Consider the following 15771-nt stretch of genomic DNA (forward strand, 5'->3'; position numbering starts at 1 on the left):
CGGAGGCCCACCCGAGTTCTAGAATGTGGAGTGCAGGGCAATGTCGCCCTCATACGGGAGTCCACCATGGAAAGACCCAGACCGTCGTCCGCGCCAGCGGAACCTGCGCTTGGAAAAGCCCTCCTGACAGGGGCGATTGAGAAGCGGACCCCACCCTCCGGGACAGCCCGCGTCGACCTGTCCTGGCGCCCCCTGTACAGCATCGGCGGTTACGCCGCACTGCTGTTCGTGGTGTTGGTGCTGGTCCCCGTCGTCCTCGTCTTCGTGGCGCCCCTGCCGCCCAGCCAGGGGCGGCCTCTTCTGGAGTACATCGCCGAGCACAAGGCCGTCTATCTGGTTGAGCTGGTCTCTTTCGTCGGGTTGGCGGTGCCTGCGCTCCTGGTGTTCGCCGCATTGGGCGTCGCGCTGTCGTCGGTCAACAAGACCCTGGCTCTGATCGGCGGCCTCCTCGGGATCGTGTCGGAGACCATCGCGTTGGCCTTGGGCAGCAGCCCGCAGTCCCTGCATGGGGGCATGGTCGTGCTGAGCGACGCCTACGCCGGTGCGGGTCAAGGCGACCAGGCCGCGCTGGTGGCGGCGGCAGAGGCCTTGATCGCCGCGACGAACGCCGTGTCCTGGGCGGGCATCCTGACCGCCGGCGCGATCCTGGTGTTGTCCGTCGTGATGTGGCATGGGCAGTGGGGCCGGGCCTTGTCCGTCGTCGGCATGGCGGCCGGGGCGATCGGTGTCCTCAGCGAGGCCCTGCGCCCCATGATCGGCTCCGCCTACCTCGTCTACGGCCTCCTGTTGCCGATCTGGTTCGCCTGGGTGGGCGTGAAGCTCTTCCGGATCGCCCGCCGCAGCGGCAGCCCGTCGACGTCGGGATGAACGCGCCAGAGCCAGAGCGCACGCACGCCCTCGAACAGCAGACGCTGTCCGGGGGCGCTGCAGAGAGGGATCAGAGGGTGGCGAGGAGGTCCGCGCAGGCCTGTTCGCAGCGACGGCACGACTCCGCGCAGACGCGGCAGTGCTCGTGCATCGAGGCGTGCTTCTCGCACTCGTCAGCGCAGGCCCGGCAGACCGCTTCACAGGCTTCGAGCAGGGCTCGGATCACTTCGGTGTTGCGGGCCGTCTGGCGGGACAGGACCGCCGCTGTCGTCGCGCAGATGTCGGCACAGTCCAGGTTCGTCCGGATGCACTGCCTGAGTTCGGCCACCATGTCCTCGGCCAGGCAGGCGTCAGCGCAGGCCGCGCACGTTTGACTGCACTCAAGACAGGCCCGGATGCACTCAACCAACTTCTCCCCGTCGACGCTCGCGAGTTCCTGGGGGTAGGTGTCGAGCATGGCTTCGATGGTCAACATGTCGTCCTCCTTCCGGCGCGCGCCGGGAGTCTCCGGCTGTGGACGCGCCGAGTTGCTCTGGCCCCCACGCTAACAGCGCAGATCGGTCAGGGCAGGCGATCCGCCGTGATCTAGTGGCCGGAGGCGTACTCGAACTCGACCTCCAACGACGGGTCATGGACGTGATGATCCGTTGACCGGATGGGCTGAAAGACAACGGCCATGGAGCGCCCGGCTCGCGGGCGCCCCATGGCCGCCGATCAGCGGTGGGTCAGCTCTTCCCGCTCTTCGCGCGGGCGTTTGCTTCAGCCTCAGCCAACTTGGTGAGGAGCTCGTCGGTGCGCGACTCCTCGTCGAGCGACTCGCTGAGGAGCGACGCGCCGTCGCTCAGCCCGAGCATCGAGGCCCAGCGACGGAGGGTGCCGTAGCGGGCGATCTCATAGTGCTCGACGGCCTGGGCCGACGAGATGAGGCCAGCATCGAGGGCCGGGCTCTCCTTGAAATCCTCCATGATTCCGTCGCCCTCGGCGATGAGACCGTCAATCGCCTCGCAGCGCTTGGACGTGGGCTGCCGGTCGATCATCTTGAAGACCTCTTCCAGCCGGGCGATCTGCTGCTCGGTCTCCTTCTGGTGGGTCAGGAAGGCCTCGGTCAACTTGTCCGAAACGGCGCTGTCGGCCAGCTTCGGCAGCGTCTTGGCGATGTGGCGCTCGGCGTAGTACATGTCGCGGAGCGTGTCGAAGAACAGGTTGTCCAGGGTCTTGTCGGCCATGATGGTCACCTTTCACTCAGGGGGGACTTCCCCCTCCCGACCGACGCTAACGGCTGCCACTCGGGAGCACCTCACCCCGACGGACCAGAACCGGAAGGCTTTTCGACGTCCACCCTCGAAGGTGTGGGTCAGGTGAATTTGTGGCTACGGGTGCATGATTCCTGCGCCGAGGACGACCGGGAATTGGGTGGAGGCTGATATTTTTGTGCTGCACACTCACAGGAGAGGTCGCCCCGAATGATCCACACCGTGCAAGCCCGTCACCGGCGCCACAGCGCGCACCCGGGGATAGCGGCCGGCCGAGAGGCGATACGACCGTGAGCGATGTGCGAGGCGTGCGCGCCGTGCATCCGAGGCCCCGAGGGATTCCCGTCCCTGGGGCCTCTTTTCATTCCACCTGCAATCCACATGAAAGGAACCGTGTCGCATGGGACTTCGTCTGAGGCATCAGCCGCACCGCTACATCGCCGCCTGCCAGCTCGATGAACACTTCCGCACGGCCTTCGTCGTGGGGCTCGACTACGACGTCAAGGGGGAGGTGGAATGGACCTCGGCCGTGATCGGCATCCTGGAGGGCACCTACTCTCCCTTCAAGGTGCATCCCACCAAACGCGTCCGTTCCGCAGGCGGGACCGTCGACATGTCCTGGCCCATCATCGTGCGGCTCAATTACTGGATCGACATTCCGTGGCGCAAGAGGCCTGAACTGCACCAGCGCGCCACCCGGCTGGAGATCCTGCGCCGCGACGGGTGGACGTGCGCATACTGCGGCGGGCATGCGCTCACCGTCGATCACGTGCACCCTGCGTCCCGCGGCGGCGGATGGACGTGGGGCAACCTGGTGGCGGCGTGCTCGCTCTGCAACGGTCGGAAGGGCAACCGGACTCCGGACGAGGCGCAGATGAAGCTGCTGTGGGACCCGAGTTCCTCCACCCTGGAGTACTCAGGCGTCCAGGCCGAGGTCTGGCGGATCCTCGAGTCCGAGAGCTACTGAGCCTCCGCGACTGCCCGCTCGAGCTGCGCGAAGGTGGCCTCGTCGAAGGCCACCAACCGAACCTCTCCGACGGCGGTGTCAGCCCCGTTGACGGACTCGACGGCGGCCGCGATCGCATCACCCTTGGGCCAGCCGTAGATGCCCGCGCTGATCAACGGAAAGGCGACACTCCGGGCGCCCAGTTCATCGGCCACCTCCAGCGAGCGCCGGTAACAGGAGACCAACAACCCCCGGTCGCGCTCGCCCGCGGCGTAGTTGGGACCGACGGTGTGGATCACCCAGTGGGCCGGCATGTCGCCGGCGGTGGTCCAGCCGGCGTCGCCCGTGGCCAGGCCGTGCGGAAACCGTGTGATGCATTCCTCGAGGACCGCCGGGCCCCCCGCGCGGTGAATCGCACCGTCGACCCCGCCACCGCCCCGCATACGGTTGTTGGCGGCATTGACCACCGCGTCGACGTCCTGTTGCGTGATATCTCCCCGGATGACCTTCACCTTGACCATGTCGACCATGGTGCCAGCACCTTAGGCTGGAGCTAGCAGGTCACCGAACCCGACGGAGCTCTCCATGGACATCATTCTCATTCCCGGACTCTGGCTGGACGGCTCCTCTTGGGAGCGCGTCACCCCCGCCCTGCTGAAGGCCGGTCACCGCGTGACCGCCATCACACCGCCAGGCCACGATGGCGCGGACCCCCGCCACGTCACCTACGCCGACCTCGTCGCGGCCATCGTCACGGAGATCGACAGCGCCAGCGGTCCCGCCATGCTCGTAGGTCACTCAGCCGCGTGCGCCGCCGCTTGGGCCGCAGCTGATCGCCGGCCTGACCGCACGGCCAGTGTGCTGTTGCTGGGAGGTTTCCCCATCCCGGACGGCATGATGCTGTTGGACGGCTTCGAGACCAACGACGACGGCGTCCTGCCCTTCCCCGGCTGGCAACCATTCGACGGCCCGGACATCGCAGACCTCAGCGAGGGGGACCGGGCCTGGCTCGAGGGCCACATGTCTCCAGCCCCTGCCGATTACGCCCTCGGCACGCAGTCGCTGGGCAACCCGAAGCGCTACGACGTGCCGGTCGTCATGGTGTGCCCCGAGTTCTCGGAGGCCGATGTGCGCAACTGGATCTCGCAGGGTTTCGCGCCCGTGTCGGAGTTGCCCAAGGTCCGGCACCTTTCGTACGTGGAGCTGGATTCCGGCCACTGGCCGCAGGCGAGCCAGCCGGAGAAGCTCGCCGACGTGATCCTCACCGAGGCCTCCGGGGGACGTTAGAACGACGCAGAACCCCCGGCCGCGAGAGGATCGCGGCCGGGGGCTCTGGTCGTTCAGGGGGTCACCGCAGCGACGGCGAACCCAGCATGACGATGTTATTGAACACCCATTCGTTGCTCTGGCTGAAGGCGTACCCGCCAGTGCTCCTCGGGGTGGCCTTATAGACCGTCACGCAGGTGTACGAACGGCACCCGTTGCGGCCGGTGGCGGCGGTGTCGCACTCGGTCATCCACTTGCGGCCGTCGGACGCGGCGGTCCACTCGGTGGTGTGACCGAGTAGAACAGACAGCCTCGGGTGGCGTCCGTGATGGCGATGCTTTCGGCCGGATAAACCTGTTCTGCTCACCCATCGTCACGGCACCGGCTGTCCATCTGCAAGGAGCCGGCCAATCTGAGCGGATATGACAACAGAGAGTGCTCATTTGGCGCCGGGGCCCGTGGCGGCCCAGCGTGACGGCCGATCCGCGCGCCGCCGACGAGCGATGCGCTCCGGACAACCTGCTGTCCGCTGACCGCGAACTGGGATGCCCTCGCCGCCGAAGGAGTGGGGCAGTAAGTTCGCGCTCACACCCTCGACTGAAGGAACACCCATGAGCTACCGCCCGGAAACCTTGGCCGTTCATGCCGGCCAGGAAACGCCTGATCCCACCACCAACTCCCGCGCCGTCCCGATCTACCAGACCACCAGCTTCGTCTTCGACGACGCCGAGCATGCCGCAGACCTGTTCGCCCTCCGCAAGCCGGGCAACATCTACTCGCGGCTCATGAACCCCACCAGCGACGTACTCGAGCAGCGACTCACGGCCCTCGAGGGTGGCGTCGGCTCACTCGTCACAGCATCCGGTGCCTCGGCAGTGACGTACGCGGTGCTCAACCTGACCTACTCGGGCGACAACATCGTCGCCCTCTCCACGCTCTACGGCGGCACCTTCGCCCTCTTCGCGCACACGCTGGCCCAGTTCGGCATCGAGGCGCGCTTCGTGGACCCGAGCAAGCCGGAGGAACTGGCCCAGCACGTCGACGAGAAGACCAAGCTGGTCTTCGGCGAAACCGTGGGCAACCCCGCCCTCAACGTCATCGACCTCGACGCCTGGTCGGCCGCCGCCCACGAGCTCGGCCTGCCGTTCATCGTCGACAACACCGTCCCGACGCCGCACCTGACCCGCGTGTTCGACCATGGCGTCGACGTGGCCGTGCATTCCCTCACCAAGTACCTCGGAGGCCACGGCACCTCGCTGGGCGGGGTCCTCATCGACTCCGGGAACTTCGACTGGAACGCGCACGCGGAGCGTTTTCCGGGGCTCACCGGCCCGGACGCCGCCTACCACGGGGTGGTCTGGACGGAGGCCGTGGGCAACCTCGCCTACATCATCCGGGCGCGCACCGTTCTCATGCGCAACACCGGCGCCACCATCTCGCCGTTCAACTCGTTCCTCGTCCTGCAGGGAGTCGAGACGCTCCACCTGCGGATGGAACGCCACAGCGAGAACGCGCTCAAGGTGGCGCGCTTCCTGGAGCAGCACCCCCAGGTGGATTGGGTGAACTACCCGGGTCTGGAGTCGAGCCCCACCCACGAGGTGGCGCTGCGCATCCTCAAGGGCGGTTTCGGCGGCCTGGTCTCCTTCGGCATCTCCGGCGGGCGGGCGGCAGGGCAGCAGTTCGTCGAATCACTTGAGTTGTTCAGTCACCTGGCCAACATCGGCGACGCCAAGTCGCTCGTGATCCACAACGCCTCCACCACCCACTCGCAGTTGAGCGACGAGGAACTGGCCGCGGCCGGGGTGCCGGCTGAGATGGTGCGGCTCTCGGTGGGGATCGAGCACATCGACGACATCATCGCCGACCTCACGCAGGCGCTGGACCAGATCTAGACGCCTTCGTTGCCCACCTGTTCGCGCGGTGCGTTCTCCTGGTGGACACGCGTCTCCTCGACGCTGTCCTCCGGGATCGCACCGTCGGCGGAATGGGCGTGTTCCTCGTCCATCTCCTCGACCTCGTCGGCCTGGGGGTCGACCAGGGGCACAGACTCCGAAGCGGGGTCAGGGCGGCGATCTTCAGACATCGGTCCTCCTCAACTGGGTGGTCTTCGTCAGGCTAGCGGCTCCCCGTGTCGCCGGGAAGGGTCGACCACCAGGCAGTGACCACACCTCGCAGTGGGTCGCCGGTTCCTGTAAGAATGGGCCGGTGACTTCCCCTGGCAGCGTCGGACTGGTCGAGACCCACTCGGCCCGCCTCTTCGACGACGGCTTCGCCACCCGCAGCGGCACCACGTTGCCCTTCGTGGATGTCGCCTACGAGACCTACGGCAGGCTGAACGCCCAGCGCAGCAACGCCATCTACATCTGCCACGCGTTGACGGGCGATGCCCATGCCGCCGGCTTCCACGAGGGCGACAGCAGGCCGGGCTGGTGGGACAACCTCATCGGCTCAGGCAGGGCGATCGACACGGACCAGTGGTTCGTGGTGTGCTCCAACATGCTCGGCGGCTGCCAGGGCACCACCGGACCCGCGTCGATCAACCCGGCCACCGGCGAACCGTACGGGTTGGACTTCCCGCTGCTCGACATGGGTGACTTCGTGGAGGTGCACCGGGGGCTCGCCCGTCATCTGGGCATCGCGAAGTTCGCGGCCGTCGTCGGCGGCTCCCTCGGCGGCATGCAGGTGTTGCAGTGGGCCCTCGACCACCCCGAGGACCTCTCACGGGCCATGATCTTCGCCGCATCCTCGCGGCTCACCGCGCAGAACATCGCCTTCTCCGCAGTGGGACGGCAGGCGATCATGCGCGATCCGCACTTCCACGACGGCGCGTTCCTCTCGCGGGGCAGCGCGCCGGACATCGGCCTGTCCGTGGCGCGCATGCTGGCACACATCACCTACCTCTCGGAGGAGGCGTTCCAGGAGAAGTTCGGGCGCAACGCCCAACGCGGTGAACTGTCGCCGAACTTCGGCATCGACTTCGCCGTCGAGAGCTACCTGGAGTACCAGGGCGAGCGGTTCCTCAGCCGCTTCGATGCGCTGAGCTACCTGTATCTCACGCGGGTGATGGACTACTTCGACGCCTTCGCGGACCCTTCGGCCCTCGACCGGCTGGTTGCGGATCCCGTGAAGTTCCTGTTGATCAGCTTCACCAGCGACTGGCGGTTCTCGACCGCCCACACCCGTCGCATCGTGAGGCATCTCGAGGGTGCGCGGATCCCCACCTCGTTCCGGGAGATCGAATCCACCTGGGGCCACGACTCGTTCCTGCTCGAACTGCCCGACTACCACGCGACGGTGCGGGCGTTCCTGGACAGGGCAGCAGAGGAGACCTCGTGACCTCCAGCCTCTTCAGGCCTGACCTGGCCATCATCACGTCCCTGATCCCGGAGGGGAGCCGGGTGTTGGACCTCGGCTGCGGCAACGGCGATCTGCTGGCCATGCTGCACGCCAAGGGTTGCACCGGCACCGGCGTCGATGTCGCCCCGGACCGGGTGCTCAACTGCCTGCGCCGCGGCGTCGACGTGATCGAACTGGACCTGGACACCCAACTGGGGGAGTTCGCCTCAGACTCCTACGACTTCGTGGTGCTGTCGCGCACCCTCCAGACGGTGCACAGGCCCCGCGCCGTCCTCACCGAGATGGGCCGCATCGCGCTGCATTCGATCGTCACCATGCCCAACTTCGCGCACTGGCGCAACAGGCTCCGGCTCATGCGGGGCCGGATGCCGATGTCGAAGGACCTGCCCTTCAAGTGGTACGACACACCCAACGTGCACCACACGTCGCTGACGGATCTCGAACCGCTCTTCAGCAAGCTGGGCATGGTGATCGACCGTCGGATCCCGCTCGACGCCGAGGGCCACCCCCACAAGCTGGGGAACCTGGCGGCGAACTGGGCGGCCAGTTCCTCGCTCTACCTGTTGCACGCCCGCCGTTAGCCCTGGGGCGACAACACCTTCAGCAGGCGCTCCATCGAGCCGCCGAGGGCCAGTTCCTCGCTCAGTTCAGCTGCCCGCTCGGCGTTGAGGGCACCTCTCTGGAGAGCCGGCAACTCGAGCGTGTCAACGCAGGTGACCACCTCACGGGCCTTCACCAGGTACTCGACGTCGGCCAGGAGCTTGGACCGCATGGACGGCGACATCCCCGACCCCGGCTCGACGGCTGCTTCCACCATGGCCTCCAGGCTGGGATAAGCGTTGACCAGGGAGGCCGCGCTCTTGTCGCCGATGCCCTTGACCCCGGGAAGGCCGTCGGAGGGATCGCCCCGCAACACCGCAAAGTCGACATAACGGTCGGCGGAGAGCCCATACTTCTGGGCGAGCACCTCCGGCGTCACCAGTTCGTGCTTGGCCACGCCGCGTGCCACGTAGACGACGGAGGTCTGCGGGTCGACGAGCTGGAACAGGTCGCGGTCGCCGGTCACCACCAGCGTGGTGCCCTGGTGCCGGCGGGCGAGCGTGGCCAGCACGTCGTCGGCCTCATGGTCCTCCGCGCCGATGATGGGAATCCCGGTGGCCTCCAGTGCCGCCCGGATCAGGGGCACTTGGATGGTGAGGTCGTCGTCGACCTGTTCGATCTCCGCGCCCGCCACCTCGACGACGCGGTGGGCCTTGTACGAGGGGATGAGCTCCACCCGCCAGTCGGGCCGCCAGTTGATGTCCCAGGCGCAGGCGATCTCGTCGGGGGAGTACTGCTGCATCAGGCGGGAGATGAAGTCGAGCGTGCCCCGTACGGCATTGACGGGGCGCCCGTCCGGCGCGCGGAACGTAGCCGGGACGCCGAAGAACGCCCGGAAGTACAGATATGAGGTGTCGAAGATCATCAGGGTGCTCACCCGGCCATGGTGGCACACCGGGGGAGTGGGTGACTGGGGGTAGGCTTCCCGCGTGATCTCCCGACCCGCCCTGCCCGTCGGCGTCTCAGCATTGCTGGCCGTCTGCATCGGCCTGCTGATCGGTGCCGGTCAGGCGCCCATGGGTGTGTGGCCAGCCACGATCGCCGGCCTGGCGCTGTTCACCTGGTTCATGGCCGCGCGCCGCCCGGGGACGGCCTTCGGCTACGGCTACCTGATCGGTCTGGCCATGAACGTCCTCACGGTCTCGTGGGTCTCGGTGCTGGGCATCTGGGTGGGTGTGGCCCTCGTCGCCTTCCTGTCGCTGTGGTGGGCGCTGCTCGCACTGGTGGTGTCGCGGCTGGTGCGGCTTCGGTTCTGGCCGCTGCTGGTGCCCGCCGCCTGGGTGGCCATGGAGTTCGTGTCAGGCAAGATCCCGTTCGGCGGCTTCTCGTGGACCAGGCTGGGGTTCACCGTCGTGGACCAGCCGATGTCCGGGTGGCTGGGTTTCGTCGGCGTCACGGGGGTGTCCTATCTGGTCGCCCTGGTGGCCAACTCGCTCCTCTTCGCGGCTTTGGACCGCACGCGCCGGGTCAGGGTGCTGGCAGGCGCCCTGGCCATCTTCGTCGTCGGCGGCCTGCTCAACCTGACCCCGCACGCTGATCCCGAGACCACTGTCACGATCGCCGTCGTGCAGCCCAACGTGAACCGGCAGGAACACGGCACGGGGTCGTACGCGCGCTCGGTCACCAACAACGCGCTGAGCGAAACCGTGTTCGCGCTGGCTGAGGCCCGCACCGGCGACTGGCCCACGCTGGACTTCGTGCTGTGGCCGGAGAACGCCACGGACGTCGACCCCATCCTGGATCCGGAGACCCGCCGCATGGTGGAGGTGGCAGCGCTGTTGGCGGAGGTGCCGATCTTCGTGGGCGCCGTGATGAACGGCCCCGAGCCGGACACCCGCCAGACGTCCAGCCTCTGGTGGGACCCGTTGGACGGGCCCGGAGACATCTACCACAAGCGCGACCTCGTGCCCTTCGGCGAATGGATCCCGTTCCGCGACGTGCTGCTGCCCAGGTTGCCCATCCTGCGTCAGATCGGCCGCCAGTCGGTCCCGGGCGAGGGGCCTGGGGTCGTCGACGCCCCCATCGCGGAGAACCCGCACCTCCAGGTGGGCACCATCATCTGCTTCGAACTCGCCTATGACGACACCAGCTACGACGCGGTGCGCGGCGGGGGCGAGATCATCGTCTCCCAGTCGAACACCAACACCTACGGTGGCACCTTCCAGCCCGCCCAGCAGTTGGTCATCAACCGGGTGCGGGCCATGGAGACCGGCCGCGAGGTGGTCGTCTCCACGCTCAACTCGCTCACTGGGCTCGTCGACACGCGGGGTCGGGTGCACGACTTCACCTCGGAGTTCGAGGCGGCCAACCGCATCGTGTCCGTCCCGCTGCGCTACAGCATCAGCCTGCCGGTCAGGATGGGCTCCGCGCCGGCTTGGGCCGCGCTCATCGTCACGCTGGCGGCTTTGGCCTATGCCTACCGTCGCCGTGGACCGGAGGCCGGTAGCATTGCCGGGAACAACTCACCCCAAGGACAGCCACATGACCAGCACTGACGCGCTCGACCGGGTGCTCGTGATCATCCCGACGTACAACGAGTCGCAGAACATCGAGAGCATCACGAACCGGCTGCGCAAGGCCGTGCCGCACGCCCACATCCTCATCGCGGACGACAACTCGCCGGACGGCACCGGTGAGATCGCCGACAGGCTGGCAGGCGGGGACGAGAACGTCCACGTGATGCACCGCACCGGCAAGCAGGGTCTGGGGGCCGCCTATCTCGCCGGCTTCGAGTGGGGGCTGGAGCGCGGCTACGGCGTCCTCGTGTCCCATGACGCCGACGGCTCACACCAGCCCGAAGAACTGCCGCGCCTCCTGCAGGCCATCAATGACGGTGCGGACATGGTGAAGGGCTCGCGCTGGGTGCGCGGTGGCTCGATCGTCAACTGGCCGGCGTCGCGCGTGCTCATCTCCAAGGGCGGTTCGCTCTGGACCAGGCTGATGCTCGGCATCCCGGTCAAGGACGCCACGGGTGGCTTCAACGCCTACCGCGCCACCACGTTGCGCGGCATGAACCTCAACGAAGTGGCGTCGGCTGGCTACTGCTTCCAGATCGACCTGGTGTGGCGGGCCATCAAGCATGGTTTCAAGGTGGTCGAGGTTCCCATCGAGTTCGTGGAGCGCGAATTCGGCGACTCCAAGATGAACCGCAGCATCGTCGTCGAAGCACTCATCCGCACCACCCTCTGGGGCATCGATCACCGGCTGGGCCAGCTCGGCCGCGCCGCGTCGGGCCTGCTCGGGCGCGGACGCAACAAGGACCGCTAAATGGCTGGCCGACGCGGCGCTGTGGCGCTCAGCGTCACCGCCATCGCGCTTCTGCTCCTCGTGGTGGCAGAAGTTGCTGCCATCATCTGGGTCGCCGGCGAGATCGGCTGGTGGACGCTCGTCCTCATGGTGGGCACCACGTTCCTGGGTTTCTACCTGATGCAGCGGGAGTGGCGGAAGGCCTGGACGGCACTGTCCGAGGCCATTCGCTCCGGCCAGTTGCCCACCGGGCGGATGGCCGACGCCAGCCTGGTGCTGGCGGGTGGCATTCTCCTGACCGTGCCCGGGCTTCTCACGGACGTTCTCGGTCTGTTGCTCCTGTTGCCCTTCACCCGGCCGTTCGTCAGATCAGCCATCACATGGTGGGCGGCACGCGTCCTGAAGCCGACGTCGATCGTGGCGCCCACCGTCATCAAGGGTGAGGCCACCGCGGGGGGCCCCGCCACCGAAACCCTCATTCCCGGCATCACGAGGAAAAACGACGAGGCCGCCGGCGGAAACGTGATCCGCGGCGACCTCGACGATGAAGAGTCGGTCTAGTTCTAGTAGAGCCTGTCAGACTCGCGCAGCTTGGCCAGCTGCTCCTCGAGGATGTCTTCCAGCTCAGGGATCGAGCGACGTTCCCGCAGCATGTCCCAGTGGGTACGCACGGGCTTCTCGACCTTCTCTTCGCCCACGACGCCGTCGGAGCGTACGGCCATGAGGCCACACTGCTTGCACTCCCATTCGGTGGGGAGTTCGGCCTCTGCGGCGAAGGTCACTTCGAAGTGGTGTCCCTTTGGACAGTCGAATCCAAGGTTCTGACGTTCTGCGAACTCGATGCCCTGCTCGTCTTCAAAAGTCTTCGAGCCGAGACCGACGCCACGCAATGCACGATCAGCCATCTTCTTCCCTCCCTCGTCTGCCAATGTCAACGAACCGGGAACCGGAAAGGTTCCCTATTGAGTAGACCACATCCCCCGTGCACGGAGGACGTCTTTGAGCAAGTCCGGCCGGTCTGTGACGAGGCCGTCGACGCCCCAGTCGATCAGCCGATGCATGGTGGTGGGGTCGTCCACGGTCCACACGTGGATCTTCCGGCCGGCGGCGTGGATGCGCTCGATGTTCTTGGGGGTGACGATGTCCACGGTCACCGGGCCGATCGGATGCTGCAGTGGCACCTGATACACGTCGCCGCCGGGCGAGATGGCCCCCATGGTGAGCGCCGCCACCCCTGTCGGTGACACCGCCGTGGGCACCTGGGGGAGGAGGCTCCGGAAACGCCGGATGCGGGTACGGGCGAATGACCCGACGCACACCCGTCGCTCCGCGTTGTGTTTGACGATGGCCTGCACCAACGGGTCCACGGCGGTGACGGACTTGATGTCGATGTTGAAGTTGATGTCGGGGAACGTCTCGAAGAGTTCATCGAGCGTCGGGATGGGCTCGCGGTCGCCGACACGCAGCTCGCTCAGTTCCGCCAGCGTGAGGTCGCGCAGCGAACCGGCGACATCTGTGACGCGGCCGAGGCTCACGTCGTGGAAGGCCACGAGGTGCCCGTCGCTCGTGGTGTGCACGTCGGTTTCGAGGTAGCGGAAACCCAGCGCCACGGCGTTGGCGAAGGCCCGTGTGGTGTTCTCGATCCCGTGATTGGCGGTCATGAACGACCCGCCTCGATGAGCCATCGCCACGAACTCGGGGGAAAGGTAGTCGGGATACACCGCCGCCATAATCGATCATCGTATGGGGTGACCACATGTTTCGCCACCGGCTGAGGGGATTGACCGCCAGTCGTGCCCAAATGGTTACGGAGGCCCCGGGATGTCAAAATGGGCCAATGACCACAGTCCTGTCCATCCAGTCAGCCGTCGCCTACGGCCACGCAGGGAACTCATCGGCGGTTTTCCCGCTCCAGCGCCTGGGTGTCGACGTGTGGCCGGTGCACACAGTGAACTTCTCCAACCACACCGGCTACGGCAGTTGGAGGGGTCCGCTGATCCCGGCGGACGACGTGTGGGAGGTCGTCCAGGGCATCAACGACAGGGGAGTCCTGGGAAGGGTCGACGCCCTGCTGTGCGGGTACATGGGTGCGCCCGAGGTCGGCAAGGTGATCCTGGATGCCGGTGCCCTCATCAAGGAGCAGAACCCCAAGGCGCTCTTCTGCGCTGATCCGGTGATGGGCGACGTCGGTCGCGGCTTCTACGCCCGCCCGGGCATCCCGGAGTTCTGGCGCGATCACGTCGTCGGGGCCGTTGACATCATGACGCCGAACCTGTTCGAGTTGGAGTTCCTGACCGGGAGGCAGACCACGTCGATGGCCGGCGTCATCGAGGCCGCGCAGGAACTGCGGGCGAGAGGGCCGCGGGTGGTGGTGGTCACCTCTGTGGTCGGGGCTGACGCCTCGGCCGACGTCATGCGGATGGTGGCCGTCGACGATTCGGGCGCCTGGGAAGTCACCACCCCGGTCATCGACCGCACCTTCACCGGCTCCGGGGACCTCACCACCGCCGTGTTCTTGGCGAAGTGGCTGAAGACGCAGGATTCGGGCGATGCGCTGGGCCAGACAGCCTCCGTCGTCTACTCGGTGCTGGAGGCGACGGCGGCGGCAGACCACGAGGAACTGCGCCTCGTGGCCGCACAGAACGACCTGGTGGACCCACGGTTCGTCTTCATGGCCACGCGCCTCTGAACCCCCTCAGGCCTGGGCCGGCTCGCCCCAGAAGGTGTTGATGCTGGCACCCAGCTTGTTGAGGCGTTGGGGAAGGTCCTCGTAGCCGCGGTTGATGACGTAGACGTCCATCAGGGTGGTGGTGCCGCGGGCCGCGAGCGCCGCGAGCAGGAGGCACACGGCGGGGCGCAGCGCCGGAGGCGATTCGATCCGACGGCCGCGCCACCGCGTCGGGCCGATGATCAGCAGGCGGTGGGCGTCCATCAACTGGATGTTCGCGCCGAACTCGGAGAGCTTCTTCAGGTGGATCGCCCGGTTGTCGTAGACCCAGTCATAGATGACGCTCTGGCCGGAGGCCGTGGCGCAGATGACCGCGAAGAACGGCAGGTTGTCGATGTTGAGGCCGGGAAACGGCATGGGGTGGATCTTGTCCAGCGGCGCCGTCAGGTCTGACGGGATGACCGTGACGTCGACGAGGCGGGTTTGACCGTTGCGGCTGCGGTACTCGGCAGAGCGCTGGAGAACCTGGCCCATCTCGTCCAGAACGGCGAACTCCACCTCGAGGAACTCGATGGGGCAGCGGCGCACGGTGATCTCGGAGCGGGTCACGATGCCGGCGGTGAGCAGGCTCATCGCCTCGATGGGGTCTTCGGAGATGTCGTACTCGACGTCGGCCTCGATGCGGTCCACGCCCGTGATGGTCAGCGTGGTGGTGCCGATGCCGTCGATGCGCACGCCGAGCATCTGCAGGTAGAAGCAGAGGTCCTGCACCATGTAATTGCCGGAGGCGTTGCGCAGCGTGGTGACGCCCGGGGTCCGGGCGGCCGCCATGATGGCGTTCTCCGTCACGGTGTCGCCGCGCTCGATCAGCGTGATGCTGCGGTGCTCCTCTGTGCTGTCGCCGATGGTGGCGTGGTAATGACCTTCCGTCGCCTCGACCGTGAGCCCCATCCGGCCGAGCGCCGACATGTGGGGGTGCACGGTGCGCGCGCCGAGGTCGCAGCCTCCGGAGAAGGGGAGGCGGAACTCATCGAACTCGTGCATCAGCGGCCCGAGCAGCATGAGGATGGAGCGGGTGCGGCGGGCGGCGCGGGAATCGATGGTTTCAGGGGTGAGCTGGGTGGGGCGCTTGATCTCGAGGTCGTTGTCGCCGATCCAGGTCAGCTCGACGCCGATCGAGGTCAGTACCTCGGAGATCCTGTCCACCTCCTCGATGCGCGCGATGCCCCGCAGCACGGTGCGTCCGTGGTTGAGGAGGCTGGCGCAGAGGATGGCCATGGCTGCGTTCTTGGAGGTGCGCACGTCGATCTCGCCGGACAGCTTGTTGCCGCCCTCGATCTCGAAGTTGACCGTACCTTCGGTCACCGTCTGGATCAGTGGCATCTCCAGGGCTTCCGCGAGGCGTCCGATCATGCTCAGCGAGAGGTTCTGCTGCCCGTTCTCGATGCGGTGTACGGCGCTCTGGACGGTGCCCAGTTCGTCGGCCAGCTTCTGCTGGGACCAGCCCCGCGACGATCTGGCGTCGCGGATCATCCGGCCGATGGACTCACTAGTGGCTGCACTCATCA

19 protein-coding genes are annotated in these 15771 nt (G+C 66.9%); 10 read left to right on the top strand and 9 right to left on the bottom strand.

Features of this window, described 5'->3' with window-relative positions:
• The first annotated feature begins 66 nt into the window (after window positions 1-66).
• Complete coding sequence (locus J7D54_RS07555) at window positions 67-867, top strand: hypothetical protein (RefSeq protein ID WP_182764657.1); 801 nt, start codon at window positions 67-69, stop codon at window positions 865-867.
• 70 nt (window positions 868-937) lie between these two features.
• On the opposite strand, the gene J7D54_RS07560 is transcribed toward J7D54_RS07555, so the two are convergent.
• Window positions 938-1342: a four-helix bundle copper-binding protein gene (locus J7D54_RS07560; RefSeq protein ID WP_220486406.1), complete on the bottom strand. Its 405-nt coding sequence runs from the start codon at window positions 1340-1342 to the stop codon at window positions 938-940.
• A gap of 250 nt (window positions 1343-1592) precedes the next feature.
• Window positions 1593-2093 (bottom strand): ferritin-like domain-containing protein, encoded by a 501-nt coding sequence (locus J7D54_RS07565; RefSeq protein ID WP_182764656.1) that lies wholly within the window; start codon window positions 2091-2093, stop codon window positions 1593-1595.
• 427 nt (window positions 2094-2520) lie between these two features.
• Between J7D54_RS07565 and J7D54_RS14260 the strand changes: the two genes are divergently transcribed.
• Window positions 2521-3087, top strand: a complete 567-nt coding sequence (locus J7D54_RS14260; RefSeq protein WP_076058886.1) for an HNH endonuclease — start codon at window positions 2521-2523, stop codon at window positions 3085-3087.
• Here J7D54_RS14260 and J7D54_RS07575 read toward each other — a convergent pair.
• On the bottom strand, window positions 3081-3587 hold the full coding sequence (locus tag J7D54_RS07575; RefSeq protein ID WP_182764860.1) for an O-acetyl-ADP-ribose deacetylase: 507 nt from the start codon (window positions 3585-3587) through the stop codon (window positions 3081-3083). The genes J7D54_RS14260 and J7D54_RS07575 overlap by 7 nt on opposite strands.
• A 64-nt stretch (window positions 3588-3651) precedes the next feature.
• On the opposite strand from J7D54_RS07575, the gene J7D54_RS07580 reads away from it, so the two are divergent.
• Entirely contained in the window at window positions 3652-4353 is a 702-nt protein-coding gene (locus J7D54_RS07580; protein ID WP_182764655.1) for an alpha/beta fold hydrolase, read from the top strand.
• Window positions 4354-4414: 61 nt separating this feature from the next.
• Here J7D54_RS07580 and J7D54_RS07585 read toward each other — a convergent pair whose 3' ends face one another.
• On the bottom strand, window positions 4415-4582 hold the full coding sequence (locus J7D54_RS07585) for a hypothetical protein (protein ID WP_182764654.1): 168 nt from the start codon (window positions 4580-4582) through the stop codon (window positions 4415-4417).
• A gap of 361 nt (window positions 4583-4943) precedes the next feature.
• Between J7D54_RS07585 and J7D54_RS07590 the strand changes: the two genes are divergently transcribed.
• Complete coding sequence (locus J7D54_RS07590) at window positions 4944-6224, top strand: O-acetylhomoserine aminocarboxypropyltransferase/cysteine synthase family protein (protein WP_182764653.1); 1281 nt, start codon at window positions 4944-4946, stop codon at window positions 6222-6224.
• Here the strand turns inward: J7D54_RS07590 and J7D54_RS07595 are convergent.
• Window positions 6221-6415 (bottom strand): hypothetical protein, encoded by a 195-nt coding sequence (locus J7D54_RS07595; protein WP_182764652.1) that lies wholly within the window; start codon window positions 6413-6415, stop codon window positions 6221-6223. The genes J7D54_RS07590 and J7D54_RS07595 overlap by 4 nt on opposite strands.
• 122 nt (window positions 6416-6537) lie before the next feature.
• Between J7D54_RS07595 and J7D54_RS07600 the strand changes: the two genes are divergently transcribed.
• Window positions 6538-7668 (top strand): homoserine O-acetyltransferase, encoded by a 1131-nt coding sequence (locus tag J7D54_RS07600; protein WP_182764651.1) that lies wholly within the window; start codon window positions 6538-6540, stop codon window positions 7666-7668.
• Window positions 7665-8270: a methionine biosynthesis protein MetW gene (metW, locus tag J7D54_RS07605; RefSeq protein ID WP_076058869.1), complete on the top strand. Its 606-nt coding sequence runs from the start codon at window positions 7665-7667 to the stop codon at window positions 8268-8270. Before J7D54_RS07600 ends, metW begins: the two co-directional genes overlap by 4 nt.
• Here metW and J7D54_RS07610 read toward each other — a convergent pair.
• A complete protein-coding gene (locus J7D54_RS07610) occupies window positions 8267-9166 on the bottom strand; it encodes a 5'-3' exonuclease (RefSeq protein ID WP_245243906.1) in 900 nt (299 codons plus the stop codon). The two genes, metW and J7D54_RS07610, sit on opposite strands and share 4 nt — an antisense overlap.
• A 52-nt stretch (window positions 9167-9218) precedes the next feature.
• Between J7D54_RS07610 and lnt the strand changes: the two genes are divergently transcribed.
• From lnt to J7D54_RS07625, 3 genes are read left to right on the top strand one after another with little or no spacing between them, the layout of a single operon-like run.
• Window positions 9219-10784 (top strand): apolipoprotein N-acyltransferase, encoded by a 1566-nt coding sequence (gene lnt / locus J7D54_RS07615; protein ID WP_182764650.1) that lies wholly within the window; start codon window positions 9219-9221, stop codon window positions 10782-10784.
• A complete protein-coding gene (locus J7D54_RS07620) occupies window positions 10771-11556 on the top strand; it encodes a polyprenol monophosphomannose synthase (RefSeq protein WP_182764649.1) in 786 nt (261 codons plus the stop codon). The genes lnt and J7D54_RS07620 overlap by 14 nt, the downstream gene beginning before the upstream one ends.
• Window positions 11557-12096, top strand: coding sequence for an FxsA family protein (locus J7D54_RS07625; RefSeq protein ID WP_182764648.1), 540 nt, complete (start codon window positions 11557-11559; stop codon window positions 12094-12096).
• Between the two features lie 2 nt (window positions 12097-12098).
• On the opposite strand, the gene J7D54_RS07630 is transcribed toward J7D54_RS07625, so the two are convergent.
• Window positions 12099-12440 (bottom strand): RNA polymerase-binding protein RbpA, encoded by a 342-nt coding sequence (locus J7D54_RS07630; protein WP_182764647.1) that lies wholly within the window; start codon window positions 12438-12440, stop codon window positions 12099-12101.
• 54 nt (window positions 12441-12494) lie between these two features.
• Window positions 12495-13265 (bottom strand): glycerophosphodiester phosphodiesterase, encoded by a 771-nt coding sequence (locus tag J7D54_RS07635; protein ID WP_182764646.1) that lies wholly within the window; start codon window positions 13263-13265, stop codon window positions 12495-12497.
• A gap of 107 nt (window positions 13266-13372) precedes the next feature.
• Between J7D54_RS07635 and pdxY the strand changes: the two genes are divergently transcribed.
• Window positions 13373-14224 carry a pyridoxal kinase PdxY gene (gene pdxY / locus J7D54_RS07640; RefSeq protein WP_182764645.1) on the top strand — a complete coding sequence of 284 codons (852 nt, stop codon included), beginning with the start codon at window positions 13373-13375 and terminating at the stop codon, window positions 14222-14224.
• A gap of 6 nt (window positions 14225-14230) precedes the next feature.
• On the opposite strand, the gene J7D54_RS07645 is transcribed toward pdxY, so the two are convergent.
• Window positions 14231-15769 carry a UDP-N-acetylglucosamine 1-carboxyvinyltransferase gene (locus tag J7D54_RS07645; protein WP_182764644.1) on the bottom strand — a complete coding sequence of 513 codons (1539 nt, stop codon included), beginning with the start codon at window positions 15767-15769 and terminating at the stop codon, window positions 14231-14233.
• Window positions 15770-15771: the final 2 nt, after the last annotated feature.

This window comes from Tessaracoccus sp. MC1865, from assembly GCF_017815535.1.
In the GTDB taxonomy this organism is placed as follows: Bacteria; Actinomycetota; Actinomycetes; order Propionibacteriales; family Propionibacteriaceae; genus Arachnia.